This window comes from Streptomyces mabaensis, assembly GCF_053763515.1.
Window position 1 is genome coordinate 17,156 of the sequence record NZ_JBSOPZ010000034.1, and the last position, 18,293, is coordinate 35,448.

The window sequence follows — 18,293 nt, forward strand, 5'->3', positions numbered from 1 at the left end:
AGCGAGAAGGGTTGCACAACGCGCTGTGCCCACCGCCCCGAGGCGGTGGGCACAGCGTCGAAAGTGGCGAAGCTCTCGCGACTATCCGAAGAGGTTGTACGAGGAGAAGCCCGTGCCGGCCTGCACCGGAGCGGTGAAGATCTCCGAGGTCGGCTTGCCGGTGCCCCGGAAGAGCTGAAGCGCACCGTTGGACGTGCGGGTCACCAGGTCGGCGCGGCCGTCGCCGGACACGTCACCGAGGGCGATAATCGCGTTGTAGCCGCCCCACGAGTCGCGGACCTTGAACGACGTCGCGAACGGAGCGGCAGCGTTGCCGGTGCCCCGGAGCAGGTAGAGACCGGCATCGCTGCTCTTGCGCGCCAGCAGGTCGACCTTGCCGTCGCCGGTGAAGTCGCCGTGGCCACGGATGGCGTTGAACGCCTGGTAGCCGCTGCCCACGACCTTGAGCGCGCCGACAGTCCCGTTGCCGTTGCCGGGCAGCAGCACCATCGCGCCGGAAGGCGAGACACCCAGGACGTCCGGGTTCCCGTCGCCGGTCACATCGCCGGGGGCCATGATCGCGCGGTACGTGGAGAATCCGGCGGCCAGCCGGCTGGAGACGTACGTCGAGCTGGTCGGCGTACGTCGGATCCAGCGGATGTCACCGTTGGACGTCTGGCGGACGACGAAGTCCTGGTAGCCGTCGCGGTTCAGGTCGGTCTGCAACAGGATGTTGTAGCCGGAGTAGGAACCGGGGAACGAGGCCTTGTTGGTGAAGCCGACTCCGTTGGAGCTGAAGGTGGAGTCCACACCGGCCGAGGTACGGGCGAACAGGTCCGCACGGCCGTCACGGCTGAGGTCGGTGTCATCGACGCGGGCCTGCGCGGCGCCCTTGTAGGTGGACACCTTGGCGAACGCCTCGTGGTAACCCTCGATGTTGCACGCCGCGCCGCCGTCCTGGCCGATGCCCCACGACACGATGCCGACGATCTTGCCGCGGACCAGCAGCGGTCCGCCCGAGTCACCCGGGCAGGGGATCTGGCCGGTGGCGTCGTTTCCGGTGCCCGGATTGCCGGCACAGAACATCGAGCCGTCGGCCGTGTAGCCGAACTCGCCGAGGTTCGCGGTGCAGGTCTCGTCCGACTGCAGCGGCAGCGGCACCTGCTGGAGGACCGAGGCCAGCGAGCTGTTGTCCGTGGCGGAGGTCAGACCCCAGCCGAGTGCGACACCGGTCGTGCCGGGCGCGTAGGACGAGACGTCGTCGGGGCCCGCCATCGGGAGCGGCTTGTACGGGAGCGGCTTGGTGAGCGTGATCACCGCGACGTCTCCGGACGTGTTCTCCGGCTTGTAGCCCGGGTTCACCCAGACGCGGCTGACGTTGACAGTCGTGCCCTCGTAGTCGCTGCCGCCACCGCCGCCGAGCTTCGACGTACCGCCGAGGACCAGGCCCTCGTTGGGGAAGTCGAGCTTGTCGCCGTACTCGTTCGTCACACAGTGGGCGGCGGTGAGCACCTTGTTGGGGGCCACCAGCGTGCCGCCGCAGGTGAAGTAGATCTTGTCGTCGTCGTAGAAGTTGTAGAACAACTGCACCATGTACGGCGCCTTGCTGAACGACGTGTCGGTGCCGCCGATGATGCGCTGCTGGGCCGCCGGCACATCCTTGGCGGTGTACCCCTTCGGCGGTGCGAATTCGAGGCCGGCGAGGCCGCCGGGTGCGGGTTCCTCGGCCTGCGCCGAGAACGCGAAGGCTCCGGTCGCGAGAGCCACGGCCGCCACGCCGGCCGCTATGAACTTACGGACCCGATTGCCAGGTCTGCCATGGCGCGATTCGCGCACGCAAGTCTCCAGTTTTGATGGGGTGGTGAGGTGTTTGGGGGGACCGCGTGGGGGAACGGCTGACCGATCGTACAAACAAGAGGCCCGTTCCGTCACTCACGTAACGGAACGGGCCTCGAATGAAGGCAGTTGAACCCCGGCTAAACCGGGTCAGTCATTGCCGTTTCCGGCAGAAGGCGTCGTCTTCGCGATCTGCATCAGGAACTCGGCGTTCGACTTGGTCTGCTTCATCTTGTCCAGCAGCAGTTCGATCGCCTGCTGCGAGTCGAGCGCGTGCAGCACCCGGCGCAGCTTCCAGGTGATGGAGAGCTCCTCGCTGTTGAGCAGGATCTCCTCCTTGCGGGTGCCGGACGCGTCGACGTCCACCGCCGGGAAGATGCGCTTGTCGGCGAGCTTCCGGTCGAGCTTGAGCTCCATGTTGCCGGTGCCCTTGAACTCCTCGAAGATCACCTCGTCCATGCGCGAGCCGGTCTCGACCAGCGCGGTGGCCAGGATGGTCAGCGAGCCGCCGTCCTCGATGTTGCGCGCGGCACCGAAGAAGCGCTTCGGCGGGTACAGCGCGGTCGAGTCGACACCACCGGACAGGATGCGGCCGGAGGCGGGCGCCGCGAGGTTGTACGCGCGGCCCAGGCGGGTGATGGAGTCCAGCAGGACGACCACGTCGTGACCCAGCTCGACGAGACGCTTGGCGCGCTCGATGGCCAGCTCGGCGACGGTGGTGTGGTCCTCGGCCGGGCGGTCGAAGGTCGAGGAGATGACCTCGCCCTTGACCGACCGCTGCATGTCGGTGACCTCTTCCGGACGCTCGTCGACCAGAACGACCATCAGGTGGCACTCGGGGTTGTTCGTCGTGATCGCATTGGCAATCGCCTGCATGATCATCGTCTTACCGGCCTTCGGCGGCGAGACGATCAGACCACGCTGGCCCTTGCCGATCGGCGCGACCAGGTCGATGACCCGGGCCGTCAGCACACCCGGGTCGGTCTCCAGACGGAGCCGGTCCTGCGGGTACAGCGGGGTGAGCTTGTTGAACTCCGGGCGGCCGCGGCCGGATTCGGCAGCCATGCCGTTCGCCGAGTCCAGGCGCACGAGCGCGTTGAACTTCTCGCGGCGCTCGCCCTCCTTCGGCTGACGCACGGCACCGGTGACGTGGTCACCCTTGCGCAGGCCGTTCTTGCGGACCTGGGCGAGCGAGACGTACACGTCGTTCGGACCGGGCAGGTAGCCGGAGGTGCGGATGAACGCGTAGTTGTCGAGGATGTCCAGGATGCCCGCGACGGGGATCAGGACGTCGTCCTCGGCCACCTGCGGCTCACCGGGACCGAACTCGTCGCGGCCACGACGGCCGCGGCGGTCGCGGTAGCGGCCACGGCGCCCACGGCGTCCGCCGTCGAAGTCGTCGTCGTCCTGGGGAGCGTTGTCGCGCGGCTGGCCCTGGCTCTGGCCCTGACCCTGCTGGCCGCCGCCGCGGGTGTCCCGCTGCTGGCGGCCCTGCTGGCCGCCCTGGTCGTCGCCCTTGCCGCGGTCGCGGCGGTCGCGCTGACCGCCCCGGTCACCGCGGTCGCCCCGCTCAGTGCGGTCGCCCCGCTCACCGCGGTCGCCGCGGTCACGGCGGTCGCCGCGCTGACGGTCCCGGCCACGGCCGTCGGCCGTCTCCTGCGAGGACACGGCTACCGAGGCCTCGGCCTTGGTGTCGGTCTGCGCCTCGCCCTTGGCGTCCGTCCTGACATCGGCGGCGGTGCCGGTCTCGGCCCGCGTGTCGGGCCGGGCCTCGGTGATCACCGAGGCCGGCTCGGGGCTGCCCGCCTGCGCCGTGGCGCGACGGCGGCGGCGCTCGCCGACCGGCTGGTCGTCGCTGGCCGGCTGGCCGGGGATGTCGATCTGCTGCTGGGCCACGGCCTTCTCGGCGGGGGCCTCGGCCGCTTCACCGGTACGGGTCTTGGCCGTGGCGCGGCGCTTCGGCTTGGTCTCGGCCGCGTCGGCGGAGCCGGCGGCGTCGGCGCTCTTGGCCGCGGACGAACCGCCGGCCTGCGCCTCCTTGATGACCTCGATCAGCTGGCTCTTGCGCATCCGCGCGGTGCCCCTGATCCCGAGGCCGGACGCGACCTGCTGCAGCTCGGCCAGGACCATGCCCTCGAGGCCGGTGCCGGAGCGGCGGCGCCGTGTGGCACTGGCAGGGGCAGCACCTGTGGCGGGCGCGCTGGTGTCGACACTGTTGTCGGCAGTCACGCCCATCAGATCGGTGGTGTCGCTCACGAAGGGTCCTTCCCTGGAGCGGACGTCGGCCTGTCTGGCTCGGCGACCGGTTGTGCTGTCCGACTGCGGTCCTTGGCTTGTGGACCGTGCCGGGGCGGTGGTCCGCCGGTGTTACGACGGCGGAGGAGAAAAAACGTGCCTGGGTTCCGGCGTGAAGCCCCAGTCCCCTGCTGTGGAGAGCGTGGGAATGTCACGCCGATTCCGGAGCGTGCTCGAAACTGCCTGGCAGCGATCAAAGCAGTTGGGGAGGCTCCCGGAAGAATGGTGGTCCCGAAGGGGGACACTGAGCACCGAGCCGCAAAGGCTTCGGGTGCAGACTTGAGGTTAACACTACCGGATCCAACAAACATTCCCCCTCTCGCTCACCGGCAATCGCGCTCCTGTCGCACGTGGCGCCCCCGCCGGGCCCTATGAGCCCAGCGGCAGGACGCTCGCACCTGCGGCGTCGAGAGCCAGCCGGTTGGCCGCCCACCCCTCGCCCGCCAGCTGTGCGACCTTGTCGGCCGCACTGTCCTCGGCCAGCGCGAGGACCGTGGGGCCCGCGCCGGAGATGACCGCGGGGACGCCGTCCGCGCGCAGTCGGTTGACCAGGGCCACGCTCTCCGGCATCGCCGGGGCGCGGTATTCCTGGTGGAGCCGGTCCTCGGTGGCCGGCAGCAGCAGCTCGGGGCGCCTGGTCAGCGCCTCGACGAGCAGGCCCGCCCGGCCGGCGTTGACCGCCGCGTCCACGTGCGGGACGGTCCGGGGCAGCAGCCCCCGGGCGGTCTCGGTCAGGACCGGCTTTCCGGGTACGAAAACCACCGGAACGATGGAATCCGCAGGGTCCATCCTGATCGCGCGGGCCGCTCCGCCGTCCATCCAGGCGAGCGTGAAGCCGCCCAGGAGACAGGCGGCGACGTTGTCGGGGTGGCCCTCAATCTCGTTGGCCAACTCCAGGAGCGCCGCGTCGTCGAGCTTCGCGTCGCCCCCTATCGTCACGGCGCGGGCGGCGACGATGCCGGCGCAGATGGCGGCGGAGGAGGAGCCGAGGCCGCGTCCGTGCGGGATGCGGTTGGCGCAGACGACCTCGAGGCCGCGCGGCTGCCCGCCGAGCAGGTCGAAGGCGGTGCGCAGGGAGCGTACGAGCAGGTGGCTCTCGTCGCGCGGGAGGGTCTCGGCCCCCTCACCCGCGATGTCGATGTGCAGGCCGGAGTCGGCCACCCGGACGACCACGTCGTCGTACAGCCCCAGGGCCAGGCCCAGGGCGTCGAAGCCCGGGCCGAGATTGGCGCTGGTGGCGGGGACGCGCACCCGTACGGCGGCGGCGCGGAACGCTGGACCGGCCATCGCTCGATGACTCTCCTTGTGAGACTGCGAGATTCCGAAGATGTACCAACTACCCGAGGGCCATTGCGGCAACACCGCGGCATATGCGGCGGGGCGGGTTCAGTACAGCCTATCGAAGGAAGGTTCTGTCGCGACATAGGGCGCACAGGAGGCGCACGATGCGTGTCGCACGCCGCCTGTGCTCCTATGTACGGTCTTGCTCTGTCTTGCCGTGCTTTACGCCATCCGGAGGATATCCGGAGTGCCCCCGGCCTCGGCCTGACGGATGCTACTTCAGCAGGCCGAGGCGCTCGGCGGCCGCCGCGGCGTCCACCGGCACGGTGACCGGCTGGGGAGCTCCGGCGACGGCCCAGTCCGGGTCCTTGAGGCCGTTGCCGGTGACCGTGCAGACGATCTTCTGGCCCCGGTCGACCTTGCCCTCCTCGGCGGCCTTCAGCAGGCCGGCGACGGAGGCGGCCGAGGCCGGCTCCACGAAGACGCCCTCCTGAGCGGCCAACAGGCGGTAGGCGGCCAGGATCTGGCGGTCCGTCACCTCGTCGATGAAGCCGCCCGACTCGTCCCGGGCGTCCAGCGCGTACTGCCAGGAGGCCGGGTTGCCGATGCGGATCGCGGTCGCGATGGTCGAGGGGTCCTTGACCGGCTCGCCGCGCACGATCGGCGCGGACCCGGAGGCCTGGAAGCCCCACATGCGCGGGGTGTGCGTGGCCATCGCGTCGCCCGCGTACTCCTTGTAACCCTTCCAGTACGCGGTGATGTTGCCCGCGTTGCCCACCGGCAGGACGTGGATGTCCGGGGCGTCGCCGAGCGCGTCGACGATCTCGAAGGCGGCAGTCTTCTGGCCCTCGATACGCACCGGGTTGACCGAATTGACCAGCGACACCGGGTAGTTGTCGGAGAGGCCGCGGGCCAGCGTCAGGCAGTCGTCGAAGTTGCCGTCGACCTGGAGGATCTTCGCGCCGTGGACCAGCGCCTGGCCCATCTTGCCCAGCGCGATCTTGCCCTGGGGCACCAGGACCGCGCAGACCATTCCGGCGCGTACCGCGTACGCCGCGGCCGAGGCGGAGGTGTTGCCGGTGGAAGCGCAGATGACGGCCTGCGCGCCCTCCTCCTTGGCCCGGGTGATCGCCATGGTCATGCCGCGGTCCTTGAAGGACCCGGTCGGGTTGGCGCCCTCGACCTTGAGGTAGACCTGGCAGCCGGTGCGCTCGGAGAGCACCTGCGCGAGGACGAGGGGCGTGCCGCCCTCACCGAGCGAGACCACCGGGGTCGTGTCGCTGACCGGGAGACGGTCGCGATACTCCTCGATGATGCCGCGCCACTGGTGGGTGCCGGTCTTCATAGCGGACATTGCTGGTTACTCCCCTTCAACACGCATGATGCTGGCGACACCCCGCACGGTGTCGAGCTGTCGCAGTGCCTCGACGGTCCCGGAGAGGGCGGCGTCGGGCGCGCGGTGGGTGACCACGACGAGGGAGGCCTCGCCGTCCCCGTCCGGTCGGCCTTGCTGGCGCACCGTGTCGATGGATACGCCGTGCTCGGCGAAGACCGTCGCGACCTGGGCGAGTACACCCGGCTTGTCGGCCACGTCGAGGCTGATGTGGTACCGCGTGACGACCTCGCCCATCGAGCTCACGGGCAGCTGGGTGTACGCGGACTCGCCGGGTCCGGTGGTCTCGGCGACCTTGTTGCGGCAGACGGCGACGAGGTCGCCGAGCACCGCGGAGGCGGTCGGCGAGCCGCCCGCCCCGGGCCCGTAGAACATCAGCCGGCCGGCCGCCTCGGCCTCCACGAAGACCGCGTTGTACGCCTCGTGGACGGAGGCCAGCGGGTGGCTGAGCGGGATCATCGCCGGGTGCACGCGCGCGGTGACGGACGCGCCGTCGGCCGCGCGCTCCAGGATGGCGAGCAGCTTGATGGTGCAGCCCATGCGCTTGGCGGAGGCAAAGTCCGCGGCACTCACCTCGGTCATGCCCTCGCGGTACACGTCGTCGAGCCGCACCCGGGTGTGGAAGGCGATGCCGGCCAGGATCGCGGCCTTGGCGGCGGCGTCGAAGCCCTCGACGTCGGCGGTCGGGTCGGCCTCGGCGTACCCGAGGGCGGTGGCCTCGTCGAGCGCCTCGGAGTAACCGGCGCCGGAGGTGTCCATCTTGTCGAGGATGAAGTTCGTGGTGCCGTTGACGATGCCCAGGACCCGGTTCACCTTGTCGCCGGCCAGCGACTCGCGCAGCGGCCGTACGAGCGGAATGGCACCCGCCACCGCGGCCTCGTAGTACAGGTCCGCGCCGTGCTCCTCCGCGACGGCGTGCAGGGCCGCGCCGTCCTCGGCGAGCAGCGCCTTGTTCGCCGAGACGACGCTGGCGCCGTGCTCGAAGGCGGTGGTGATCAGGGCGCGGGCGGGCTCTACGCCGCCGATGACCTCGATGACGACGTCGATGTCGCCGCGTTTGACCAGCGCGGTGGCGTCCGTGGTGATCAGGGCGGGGTCGATCCCCTCGCGCACCTTGGAGGGGCGGCGGACGGCGACGCCGGCGAGCTCCACCGGCGCCCCGATGCGGGCGGCGAGGTCGTCGGCGTGCGTCGTCATGATGCGCGCCACCTCTGAGCCGACCACTCCACAGCCCAGCAGCGCCACCTTCAGCGGACGCGTACGCATCATCCGACCTACGCCTTTCATCAGCACAGCCCTGTACTTCTACTTGCTTCTGCTTGCTTCGCTTGCTACTGCTACGTGCTTCTACGGTGGGACCAGTCTCACTCACCGGACGGGAGTTTCTATCCCCCGTCCAGATTGCGAGACGTTAATTTCGTCAGCCGATATCGAGACGCAGAAGATCTTCCTCCGTCTCGCGCCGGACGATCACACGCGCCTCTCCGTCCCGGACCGCGACCACGGGCGGGCGGAGTGCGTGGTTGTAGTTGCTCGCCATCGAGCGGCAGTACGCGCCGGTGGCCGGGACCGCGATCAGGTCGCCGGGCGCCAGGTCGGCGGGGAGGAAGGCGTCGCGTACGACGATGTCGCCGCTCTCGCAGTGCTTGCCGACGACGCGGACGAGCATCGGCTCGGCGGCCGACGTCCGTGAGACGAGCGAGACGCTGTACTCGGCGTCGTAGAGCGCGGTGCGGATGTTGTCCGACATGCCGCCGTCCACGCTGACGTACGTCCGCAGACCGTCGAGCGGCTTGATGGTGCCGACCTCGTACAGCGTGAACGCGGTCGGGCCGACGACGGCGCGGCCCGGCTCGACGGAGATCCGGGGCGTGGTCAGCCCGGCGGCCTCACACTCACGGGTGACGATCTCGCTGAGCGCCTTGGCGATCTCGTGCGGCTCGCTGGGGTCGTCCTCCGAGACGTACGCGATGCCGAGGCCGCCGCCGAGGTCGATCTCGGGCAGCTCGACCCCGTGCTCGTCCCGTACCTGGGCGAGCAGCTGGACGACGCGCCGGGCGGACACCTCGAAGCCGGCCATGTCGAAGATCTGCGACCCGATGTGCGAGTGGATGCCGATCAGCTCCAGGCCGTCGAGCTTCAGCGCCCGCCGTACGGCCTCGGCGGCCTGCCCGCCGGCCAGCGCGATGCCGAACTTCTGGTCCTCGTGCGCGGTGGCGATGAACTCGTGCGTGTGTGCCTCGACGCCGACGGTGACGCGGATCTGCACGCGCTGGCGCTTGCCGAGGCCCTGCGCGATGTGCGCGACGCGGACGATCTCCTGGAAGGAGTCGAGGACGATCCGGCCCACGCCCACCCGGACGGCCCTTTCGATCTCCTCGACGGACTTGTTGTTCCCGTGGAAGGCGATCCGCTCGGCGGGCATGCCCGCGTCGAGGGCGGTGGTCAGCTCTCCCCCGGAACAGACGTCGAGGTTGAGCCCCTCCTCCGTCAGCCAGCGCACAACGGCCCGGGAGAGGAACGCCTTCCCGGCGTAGAACACGTCGGCGTCCTTGCCGAAGGCGTCGGCCCAGGCGCGGCAGCGGGCCCGGAAGTCGGCCTCGTCCATGAAGTAGGCGGGGGTGCCGAACTCCTCTGCGAGCCGGGTCACTTCGATGCCGCCGACGGTGACGACGCCGTCCGCGTTCCGCGCGACGGTGCGCGACCAGACGTGCGCGTCGAGGGAGTTGAGGTCGGCGGGCGGCGCGGTGTAGTGGCCCTCCGGGAGAACGTCGGCGTGGCGGGGCCCGGCGGGGTGTGCGGAACGGCTCATGGTTCGTGTCTCTCTGTCACAAGTGTCACAAGTGTCACAGGTATTCGGGTGCGTGGATGCCGAGCAGGGACAGGCCGCCTGCGAGCACCGTCCCGGCGGCCTCGGCGAGGGCGAGACGGGAACGGTGGGCGGCCGAGGGTTTCTCGTCCCCGACGGGCAGCACCGGGCACGTGTCATGGAAGTCGAAGAAGGCGTCCGCGGTCGTCTCGAGGTAGCGGGCGAGCCGGTCGGGCGCGTGGTGGCGTGCGGCGACGGCGAGGACGGCGGGGTAGTCGCCGAGGGCGCCGAGGAGCCCGGGGGCGGCGGCCGCGGCGGCGTCGGCCGCCTCGTCGTACGCGGTGTCGTGCGCACCGTCATGCGCGCTGTCGTACGCGCTTGCGACCCCCAGGTCATCGGCGGCGCGGCTGAGCGCGCGCGCGCGTGCATGGGCGTACCGGATCCGGAAGAGGGGGTTGCTCGCGCGCTGGGCGAGCAGCTCGTCCCCGAACCGGGGGCGGTCGTTGGCGGCGGGACGCAGCAGCGCCCAGCGCGCGGCATCGGCCCCGTACCGGCGCAGCAGCGCGCCGGCGGTCTCGCCTGCGGGCACCGGGCCGGCGCCGGGGCGCCCGGGCCCGTACTCGGTGGTCACCCGGAGATCCGCCCAGTCGGGATCACGGACCTCGTCACAGCTGACCCGTACGACGGCTCCCTGGGACCGCAGAATCCGCCCGACCGAGTCGGCGGCAACGGCGGCACGGACCTCGCCGCGGTGGCCGTACTGCAGCACCTGGCCGGCAAGGGAATCGCCGTGGCCGTACCGGCCCCCGCTCCGCAGCACCTCGCGTACGAGCCCGTACCGGGCGGTGGTGTCCAGGGTGATGTTGAGGAACCCGGGCCCGGTGATCTCGACCCCGGCGATGCCCTGGCTCTCCGCGAGCCGGCGCCTCAGCACTTCGGCGACCTGAAGCGGCGGCACACCGGCGTGGCGGGCGAGCCGCATGGCCACATTCGTCGCGTAGTCCCCGCGCCCGCCGGGCCGGGGCCGCTCCACCTGCACCCGCTCGGGCACGGCGACGCACAGCCCGTCCTCCTCGACGGCGCGCCGCACGGTGCGCAGCACGGTACGGGAGAGATCGGCGGGGGTCACGGGACAAGCCTAGGGGAGGAGGGGGGTCCTTCCGCGAACCGGTTTCGCCATGTGGTCGTCGTGTGGTCGTGGGGTCGGTACGTCGTGGGGACGGCGGTCGCGGTCAGCCGCGGGTGTGCCCGGCCCCGGCGCCTTGCCTGCCGTCGGCGGACGGCGGATCCTCCCGGCGCTCGCGTCGCATCAGCTGCCGGACGACCCGGACGAGCTCGGCCGGCTCGAAGGGCTTGGCGAGAAAGGCGTCCACCCCGGCCCCGGCGCCGCTGTCGACCTCCTGCTGCGTACAGGCGCTGACGATCGCGACGGGCAGATGCCTCGTCCGCGGATCGGAACGCAGCCGCGCGGCGGTGCGCAGCCCGTCGAGGCGCGGCATGACGACGTCGAGCGTGATCACGTCCGGGCGCACGAGGTGCACGATCTCCAGACACTCGGCACCATCGGCCGCGGTCACGACCTCGAAGCCCTCCAGCTCGAGATTGACCCTGATCAGCTGCCGGATGACCTTGTTGTCGTCGACAACAAGCACCCGGCCCGACGCGCCTGGCACAACTCGAGAGTAGGTCGCGGGGCGGGGCTGCGTCCGGGTTTTGCCCACTTCCACCCCGTGCGGGGGAGCCGGCGGAACGGAGGGGAAGGACGGGACGGAGGCGACGGCGCCACCGGGGCGAAAGCCGGACCGCAGCCCCTCCCGGCACGGCCAAATACCCGTTCATGGAGACCTGCCGGGAGCTGGTAGGGTTCTACCCGTCGCCGCACAACAGGGCGACGCGCCCCCGTAGCTCAGGGGATAGAGCAACGGCCTCCGGAGCCGTGTGCGCAGGTTCGAATCCTGCCGGGGGCACAGAAGCCGGACCAGCGTGAAACACCCGCTGACCTGCGGATGTGCCAGACATCGAGAGCCGGACCCAGTCCCACTGGGTCCGGCTCTTTGTCGTTCCCCATTACTGATCCCGAGTGAGTGGCGGGTGAGCCATTCGTCGCAGGGGCGACGCCGGTCATCGGGTTCCCGGGAGGCCGCGACGGCTGCCGCGAGGCAGGCTGTTCCCATGGGGTCACGTCCTCGCTCACCTGTTCGGCCAGGAGCGTCCTCTCGACCAGGAGGGGGCGGTCACCGCGAGGTCCTGTTCACACTGGCGCAGTGTGCGCCCTTCGCGATCGCGCTGGTCGTACTGGGCATCGAGCTCTCGCCCGCACACGAGCTCATCACCGGTCCCGTCCTCACCACGACGCCGGCGCTGGCCGCGCTGACGATGGGCCCGAAGGGCACGCTGTCCGCGGCAGCCCTCGCTGTGGGTGTGACCGTGACCTCCGCGACCTACAACCAGTCGTGGGGAACCCTGACCCAGCTGATCATCGGCAACTTCCTGGGACTGATCGTGGTGTCCGTGGCCAGTGTCCTCCTGAGTAACGCGGTGCGCACGCGTAGACAGAGCGAGCTCGACCAGGTTCGCCAGATCGCAGTTGCGGCTCAGGAGGTCGTCCTGCGGCCTGTCCCCGAGCTCCTGGGCCCGGTACGGGCGGCCAGCCTGTGCCTCGCGGCCGGGACAGGGGCACAGATTGGCGGCGATCTGTACGAGGCCGTGCAGACGCGCTATGGCGTCCGGCTGATCGTGGGGGACGTCCGGGGAAAGGGGCTGTCCGCCATACGTGCGGTCGCGGTGGCGTTGGGCGCGTTCCGGGAGGCCGTTCACTATGAGGACGAACTGCGGGGGGTCGTGGACCGCTGCGCGGCTGCGCTGCGGCGAGAGGGCGCCGTACCGGGTACGTACTCCCAGGAGAAACTTCCTGAAGTTCTGCTGGAGGGATTCACCACTGCGCTCATCGCCCAGGTGCCGGACGAACAGGTGGTGCACCTGGTCAACCGTGGCCATCCGCCTCCGCTGGTTCTCCACCAGGGCAAGGTTCAGGCCCTGACGCCCGCCTCGTCACTGCCGCCGCTCGGTCTCGAAGACCTCGTCAACGGTCCTCCCGCCAAGCCCGAGAGCTACCCGTTCCTGCCCGGCGACCGCCTGCTGTTCTACACCGACGGCGTCATCGAAGCCCGCAACCGCGACAACGACTTCCTCCCTCTGCCGGAGACCATTGAGCAGATACCCGCCGGCACCTCCCCGCAGGAGTTCCTGGACGAACTGCACGAGGCGCTGATCCGCCACACCGAGGGCCGCTTGACAGACGACGTGGCGATGATCCTCATCGACCGCTTCGCATGAGGGAGCGAAGCACGTCAGCGCAGCCGGCTGCGCCTGGCGAAATCCGCCACCTCCGGTCCGCTGCCGTGCGGGGATTTCCACCGCCGGAACCGAAAGGTGCCCGACGGCCCGAAGAAGAGCATTCTGGCTGGGTGAGCGTGCTTCCGGGACGCACCACCCCACCCCGCGGCCGGACACGGAGGAACGGCTTCTCCCTGTCGTCGTTGCGGATCGCGATGTTCACAACCCACCGGGGCAGCCGCAGCAGCGCCCGCGGCAGAACGATCCGGACCGACCAGGCGCCGGCCCCCGGGCGGTGATCCCCCATGGCCTCCCTCCGCGTACGACTCGGGTCGGGCCTCCGGCGCCTGCACTCGACGCTGGGCCCGCGCACTGTCGCCGGCCAGATGTTCGTCCTCGTGCTGGCGATCGTGCTGCTGCTCGTCTCCACGGCGGCGATCGCGCTCGTCCTGCAGGACCGGCGCGACGCCGTGGAGAGGGTGCGCGAGCGCGCGGTCGCCATCGCCACGACCTTCGCGGAGTCCCCCGAAACCGTGGCGGCGCTGCGTTCCCCGAACCCGACCGCGATACTGCAGCCGCGCGCCGAGAGCGTCCGGCAGAGAACCGGCGTCAGGTTCGTCGTCGTGCTGAGCACGGCGGGCATCCGTTACACACACCCTGACACCGACCTGATCGGGAAGCGCTTCGTCGGCCACATCGAAGCAGCCGCGGAAGGCCGTACCTTCACGGAGACCTTCACCGGGCCCTCGGGCGAGACGGTGCGGGCCGTCGTGCCCGTCATCGGCGCCGACCGCTCGGTGGTCGGCCTGGTCGCCGTGGGCGTCGACATCGAAGAGGTGACGCGCGAGATCAGCGCCCATGTGCCGGTCCTGCTCGGAGGCGCGGCCACCTCGTTCGTCCTCGCCGTCGCGGGCGTGGCGTGGGCCAGCAGACGGCTGCGGCTCCAGACACACGGTATGGGTCCCATCGAGATCACGCGCATGTACGAGCACCATGAGGCGGTACTGCACTCGGTCCGCGAGGGTGTGCTCATCGTCGACGACGAGCGCCGCCTGGTGCTGGCCAACGACGAGGCGCACCGGCTGCTGCACCTGCCCGCGGACACGGAGGGACGTCACGTCACCGATCTCGGCCTCACCGCGCCCATCGCCGAGCTGCTTTCCTCCGGCCGTGTCGCCGACGACGAGGTGCACCCGGCCAGGGGACGGCTACTCTCCGTCGTGGTCAACCACCGCCCCGCGCACTGGCGCGGACGGCGATGGGGCAGCGTGGCGACGCTGCGGGACATCACCGAACTGCACACCGTCACCGGCCAGGTCGCCGCGGCGCAGGAACGGCTGACACTGGCCTACGAGGCCGGCCTCAGCATCGGCACGACCCTGGACGTGAGACGGACCGCCGAGGAACTCGCAGAGGCGGCGGTCCCGGAATTCGCCGACTTCGTCACGGTCGACCTGCCCGACGCCGTCCTGCGCGGCGACGAGCCCCCGGCAGGTACCGCCCTCCGCCGCACGGCCATGGGCGCCATCCGCACCGACCATCCCCTGTACCCGCTGGGCAGGCTGATCCGCTTCGAGTCACCCACGCCGCAGGCCGTGGCCCTCACCGGCGAGCGGCCGGTCCTCGACCCCGATCTGTCGCGCTCCCCCGGGGCGGCGACCCAGGACCCGGTGCGCCTTCAAAGGCTCCTGGACTACGGCATCCACTCACTCATCGTCGTCCCCTTGCGCGCCCGGGGCGTGGTCCTGGGGGTGGTCAGCTTCTGGCGTCAGGAGAAGCCCGCGCCGTTCGAGGAGGCCGACCTGGCCCTCGCCGAGGAGCTCGTCGGCAGGGCGGCCGTGTGCATCGACAACGCCCGCCGCTACACCCGTGAACACACCATGGCCCTGACCCTGCAGCGGAGCCTGCTGCCGCGGTGGCTGCCCGCACATACCGCCGTCGACGTCGCACACCGCTACCTGCCCTCTCGGGCCGGAGTCGGCGGCGACTGGTTCGACGTCATCCCCCTGTCGGCGGCTCGAGTCGCCCTGGTCGTGGGCGACGTGGTCGGCCGCGGACTGCATGCCGCCGCCACGATGGGCCGCCTCCGCACCGCCGTGCACAACTTCGCCACTCTGGATCTGCCTCCCGACGAGGTCCTCGCCCACCTCGACGACCTGGTCGCGCGCATGGCCCAGGGCGAGGATGAGGACCGGGCGGCCGGGGACGACAGCGAGGCCGCCGACGGCGGCAGTGCGGGCATCATCGGTGCCACCTGCCTCTACGCGGTCTACGATCCCGTCTCCCGCTCCTGCACCATGGCGCGTGCCGGTCACCTTCCACCCGCCGTCGTGTATCCCAACGGCTCGGCATACTTCCCCGAGCTGCCCGCCGGCCCGCCGCTCGGCCTCGGCGGCCTGCCCTTCGAATCCGCCGAACTGCACCTGCCCGAGGGCAGTCGGCTGGTCCTGTACACCGACGGGCTCGTCGCGGGCCGCGATCTCGACATCGAAGCCGGCCTCCAGCGGCTGCGCCGCGCACTGAGCCACTCCGACCACCCGCCCCAGCAGACCTGCGACGAGTTGCTGGACCTCTTGGTGCCTGCCGATCTCCACGACGACGTCGCCCTGCTCGTCGCCCGCACCCACGGCCTGGACGCCCGCCGGGTCGCCGGCTGGGATCTGCCGGCCGACCCGGCCGTCGTTCACCGGATCCGCTCCGACGTGACCGCGCAGCTGGCCGACTGGGACCTGGCAGAGCTGGAGTTCAGCACCGAGCTGATGATCAGCGAGCTGGTCACCAACGCGATCCGGTACGGCGGCGAGCCGATCCGGCTGCGTCTGATCCGCGACCATGTACTGACCTGCGAGGTGTGGGACGGCAGCAGCACGTCGCCCCGGCTCCGCCGGGCCGCGACCACCGACGAGGGCGGCCGCGGCCTGTTCCTGGTCGCCCAGCTCTCCCAGCGCTGGGGCACCCGGTACACGGCCGACGGCAAGGTCATCTGGACCGAGCAGCCCCTGCCCCTCTGAACAGTCCACAAAGTCCTCAGCCAGTGGCTTTGGCGATGATGCGGTCCATCTCCTCCCGGCCGAAGGCCCGCAGGGTCGTAGTACGGACGTTGCCCAGCCCGCCGACCTGCAGGAGCAGCGCGGTGGCGGTCTCGTCGTCGGGCGCCTCAACGACGACCACGAGGTCGTACGGACCGACGGTCCAGTAGAGGTTCAGGACCTTCGCCCCGAGCTTCTGCGCCGCTGCGGCGAAGGCCTCGGCGCGCTGCGGGGTGTCCCTGTAGGCGCGGACCCCTTGATCGGTCCAGTTCAGCAACGTGACATACGTCGGCATGGCCTTTCACCCCTAAGGAATGGAGACAACACATCGTGTGTCAATTCTGGCCATCATGTGCGTCATGCGCATAAGGAGCGCACTGCCCTACAGGGTCACCACAGTGGTTTCGGTCGCTTTGATACTGGTCCAGACGGGTGTGCCGTCGGTGAGGCCGAGCTCGGCGGCGGCCTGGGGGGTGATCTCGGCCACGAGGTCCGGGGCCCGGTCCGAGGTGATCAGGACGCGCAGCCGGCTGCCGGAGCTGGTGATCTCGCGAACCGTGCCGGGCCAGACGTTGCGGGGGCTGCCGGTCGGCTTGTCGCGGTGTACGGAAACCGCCTCCGGGGCGATGATCGCCAGCGCGTCGGCGCCCACGGGAAGCGGGTCCGCGACCACCAGGGTTTCACCGCCGGCGAGTTGGAGGCCCTTCGCGGTGGCCGTGCCCGGCCATGCGTTGCGGCCGAGCATCCGCGCGACCCAGGGCGAGCGGGGGTGACGGGTGACCTCGGCGGGCGGGGCGTCCTGGAGGGCGCGGCCGTCGTCGAGTACGAGAACACGGTCGGCCAGCGAGACGGCTTCGACGGGGTCGTGGGTGACGATCAGGCAGACGCCGCCGAAGCTGTCGAGATGGGTGCGCAGAGTGTGGCGGACATGGGCGCGGGTGGTCTGGTCGAGGGCCGCGAGGGGTTCGTCGAGGAGCAGCAGTCGCGGTCGGGCGGCCAGTGCGCGGGCGAGGGCGACGCGCTGGGCCTGGCCGCCGGAGACCTGTGCCGGTTTACGGTGCGCGAGGTGGCCGACGCCGAGGCGGTCGAGCCACTCCTGGGCGCTGCGGCGGGCCTCGGCGCGCGGGACTCCGTGGGCACGAAGTCCGTATGCCGTGTTGGCGAGGGCGGTGAGGTGCGGGAAGAGTGCGCCGTCCTGGGGCACCCAGGCGACTTTGCGGCGGTGCGGGGGCAGTTCGGTGACGTCGGAGCCGCCGAGACGCAGTACGGCGTGGGCGCGCGGGGTCAGTCCGAGGAGTGCGCGCAGCAGCGTGGTCTTGCCGGCGCCGTTGGGGCCGACGACGGCGATGGTGGTGCCCGGTTCGGCGTCGAGCGTGAGCTGGTTGAAGCCGGTGACGTCGGCGTGCAGGGCCCAGTGCTCCTGCGGCCCGGGCGGCTCGGGGGCGGTGGGGAGGGCCGCCACGGCGGGTTCCGCCTCGTCCGCCGAGGGCTTGGGCTCGTGCGGGCGGGCGGTCGGTGTGCCGCTCCAGCGGCCGCGCAGCGCGACGAGGACCACCATGGCGATGGCGAGCAGCAGCAGCGAGACGGAGGTCGCGGCCTCGGGCTCGTCCTGGAGCAGCAGGTACACCTGGAGCGGCAGTGTCTGCGTGGTGCCGGGGAGGTTGCCGGCGAAGGTGATCGTCGCGCCGAACTCGCCCAGGGCGCGCGCCCAGGTGAGGGCGGCTCCGGCGATGAGGCCCGGGGCGACCATCGGCAGGGTGACGGTGAAGAAGACGCGTACCGGGGACGCACCGAGGGAGGCGGCGGTCTCCTCGTAGCGGGGCCGTAGTCCGCCGAGGGCTCCTTCGAGGCTGATGACGAGGAAGGGCATGGCGACGAACGTCGCCGCGAGGACCGCGCCGGAGGTGTGGAACGGCAGGGTGATGCCGAAGGTGTCCTCCAGCCAGGGGCCCAGGAGTCCGCGTCTGCCGAAGGCGAGGAGCAGAGCCACGCCGCCGACGGTGGGCGGCAGCACCATCGGCAGCAGGACGAGGGAGCGTACGAACGCCTTGCCGGGGAAGGAGACGCGGGCCAGCAGCCAGGCGAGCGGCACGCCGAGCAGCAGGGACAGGCCGAGCGCCCAGAACGAGACGATGAGCGAGAGCCGCAGCGCCTCGGTGGTTCCCGGACTGCTCAGATGGTCCCCCAGGTCGTTCCACTGCGTGCGTACCAGGATCCCGATCAGCGGGAGCAGCAGAAACGCGACGGCGAGCAGCGCGGGAATCCCCAGAACGGCGGGGGTGCGTGGGCCGGGTGCACGGCTGCGGAGACGTTTCATCTTCAGATCCCTGGGGCG

Annotated in this window: 12 protein-coding genes and 1 tRNA gene; 3 read left to right on the top strand and 10 right to left on the bottom strand. The window is 70.8% G+C overall.

All coding sequences use genetic code 11. The features are described 5' to 3' along the window. Positions 1–81: 81 nt before the first annotated feature. The 8 genes from ACWV17_RS26420 to ACWV17_RS26455 form a co-directional block, all read right to left on the bottom strand. The gene (locus tag ACWV17_RS26420) at positions 82–1,755 is read right to left on the bottom strand and encodes a trypsin-like serine protease (RefSeq protein WP_455361646.1); all 1,674 of its coding nucleotides are present in this window, start codon (positions 1,753–1,755) and stop codon (positions 82–84) included. Between the two features lie 210 nt (positions 1,756–1,965). Then, positions 1,966–4,071 (bottom strand): transcription termination factor Rho, encoded by a 2,106-nt coding sequence (gene rho, locus ACWV17_RS26425; protein WP_455361647.1) that lies wholly within the window; start codon positions 4,069–4,071, stop codon positions 1,966–1,968. Positions 4,072–4,479: 408 nt separating this feature from the next. Next, positions 4,480–5,397, bottom strand: coding sequence for a homoserine kinase (gene thrB, locus ACWV17_RS26430; protein ID WP_455354135.1), 918 nt, complete (start codon positions 5,395–5,397; stop codon positions 4,480–4,482). A 268-nt stretch (positions 5,398–5,665) separates the two neighbouring features. Then, positions 5,666–6,736, bottom strand: a complete 1,071-nt coding sequence (gene thrC / locus ACWV17_RS26435; RefSeq protein ID WP_455354217.1) for a threonine synthase — start codon at positions 6,734–6,736, stop codon at positions 5,666–5,668. A gap of 15 nt (positions 6,737–6,751) precedes the next feature. Continuing rightward, on the bottom strand, positions 6,752–8,050 hold the full coding sequence (locus ACWV17_RS26440) for a homoserine dehydrogenase (RefSeq protein WP_455354216.1): 1,299 nt from the start codon (positions 8,048–8,050) through the stop codon (positions 6,752–6,754). 154 nt (positions 8,051–8,204) lie between these two features. Then, a complete protein-coding gene (gene lysA, locus ACWV17_RS26445) occupies positions 8,205–9,596 on the bottom strand; it encodes a diaminopimelate decarboxylase (RefSeq protein WP_455361648.1) in 1,392 nt (463 codons plus the stop codon). Positions 9,597–9,630: 34 nt separating this feature from the next. After that, positions 9,631–10,722 carry an ArgS-related anticodon-binding protein NrtL gene (gene nrtL, locus ACWV17_RS26450; RefSeq protein ID WP_455361649.1) on the bottom strand — a complete coding sequence of 364 codons (1,092 nt, stop codon included), beginning with the start codon at positions 10,720–10,722 and terminating at the stop codon, positions 9,631–9,633. A 103-nt stretch (positions 10,723–10,825) separates the two neighbouring features. Then, positions 10,826–11,320, bottom strand: coding sequence for a response regulator (locus ACWV17_RS26455; protein ID WP_455361650.1), 495 nt, complete (start codon positions 11,318–11,320; stop codon positions 10,826–10,828). Positions 11,321–11,488: 168 nt separating this feature from the next. On the opposite strand from ACWV17_RS26455, the gene ACWV17_RS26460 reads away from it, so the two are divergent. The 3 genes from ACWV17_RS26460 to ACWV17_RS26470 all read left to right on the top strand — a co-directional run bounded on the left by ACWV17_RS26460 (position 11,489) and on the right by ACWV17_RS26470 (position 15,940). Then, positions 11,489–11,560, top strand: a tRNA-Arg gene (locus tag ACWV17_RS26460). Between the two features lie 205 nt (positions 11,561–11,765). Then, complete coding sequence (locus ACWV17_RS26465; protein ID WP_455354131.1) at positions 11,766–12,929, top strand: PP2C family protein-serine/threonine phosphatase; 1,164 nt, start codon at positions 11,766–11,768, stop codon at positions 12,927–12,929. A 305-nt stretch (positions 12,930–13,234) separates the two neighbouring features. Beyond that, entirely contained in the window at positions 13,235–15,940 is a 2,706-nt protein-coding gene (locus tag ACWV17_RS26470) for a SpoIIE family protein phosphatase (protein ID WP_455361651.1), read from the top strand. 16 nt (positions 15,941–15,956) lie between these two features. Here the strand turns inward: ACWV17_RS26470 and ACWV17_RS26475 are convergent, their stop codons facing one another. Together ACWV17_RS26475 and ACWV17_RS26480 are read right to left on the bottom strand one after the other, a co-directional pair. Continuing rightward, positions 15,957–16,253, bottom strand: coding sequence for a GYD domain-containing protein (locus tag ACWV17_RS26475; RefSeq protein ID WP_455354128.1), 297 nt, complete (start codon positions 16,251–16,253; stop codon positions 15,957–15,959). Positions 16,254–16,340: 87 nt separating this feature from the next. Beyond that, a complete protein-coding gene (locus ACWV17_RS26480; RefSeq protein WP_455361652.1) occupies positions 16,341–18,275 on the bottom strand; it encodes an ABC transporter permease in 1,935 nt (644 codons plus the stop codon). Positions 18,276–18,293: the final 18 nt, after the last annotated feature.

Excerpts from the sequence above, each read along its gene's own strand:
- thrB (WP_455354135.1), bottom strand. The coding sequence starts at position 5,397 with ATGGCCGGTCCAGCGTTCCGCGCCGCCGCCGTACGGGTGCGCGTCCCC.
- thrC (WP_455354217.1), bottom strand. The coding sequence starts at position 6,736 with ATGAAGACCGGCACCCACCAGTGGCGCGGCATCATCGAGGAGTATCGC.
- ACWV17_RS26440 (WP_455354216.1), bottom strand. The coding sequence starts at position 8,050 with ATGCGTACGCGTCCGCTGAAGGTGGCGCTGCTGGGCTGTGGAGTGGTC.
- lysA (WP_455361648.1), bottom strand. The coding sequence starts at position 9,596 with ATGAGCCGTTCCGCACACCCCGCCGGGCCCCGCCACGCCGACGTTCTC.
- ACWV17_RS26465 (WP_455354131.1), top strand. The coding sequence starts at position 11,766 with ATGGGGTCACGTCCTCGCTCACCTGTTCGGCCAGGAGCGTCCTCTCGA.
- ACWV17_RS26470 (WP_455361651.1), top strand. The coding sequence starts at position 13,235 with ATGGCCTCCCTCCGCGTACGACTCGGGTCGGGCCTCCGGCGCCTGCAC.
- ACWV17_RS26475 (WP_455354128.1), bottom strand. The coding sequence starts at position 16,253 with ATGCCGACGTATGTCACGTTGCTGAACTGGACCGATCAAGGGGTCCGC.
- ACWV17_RS26480 (WP_455361652.1), bottom strand. The coding sequence starts at position 18,275 with ATGAAACGTCTCCGCAGCCGTGCACCCGGCCCACGCACCCCCGCCGTT.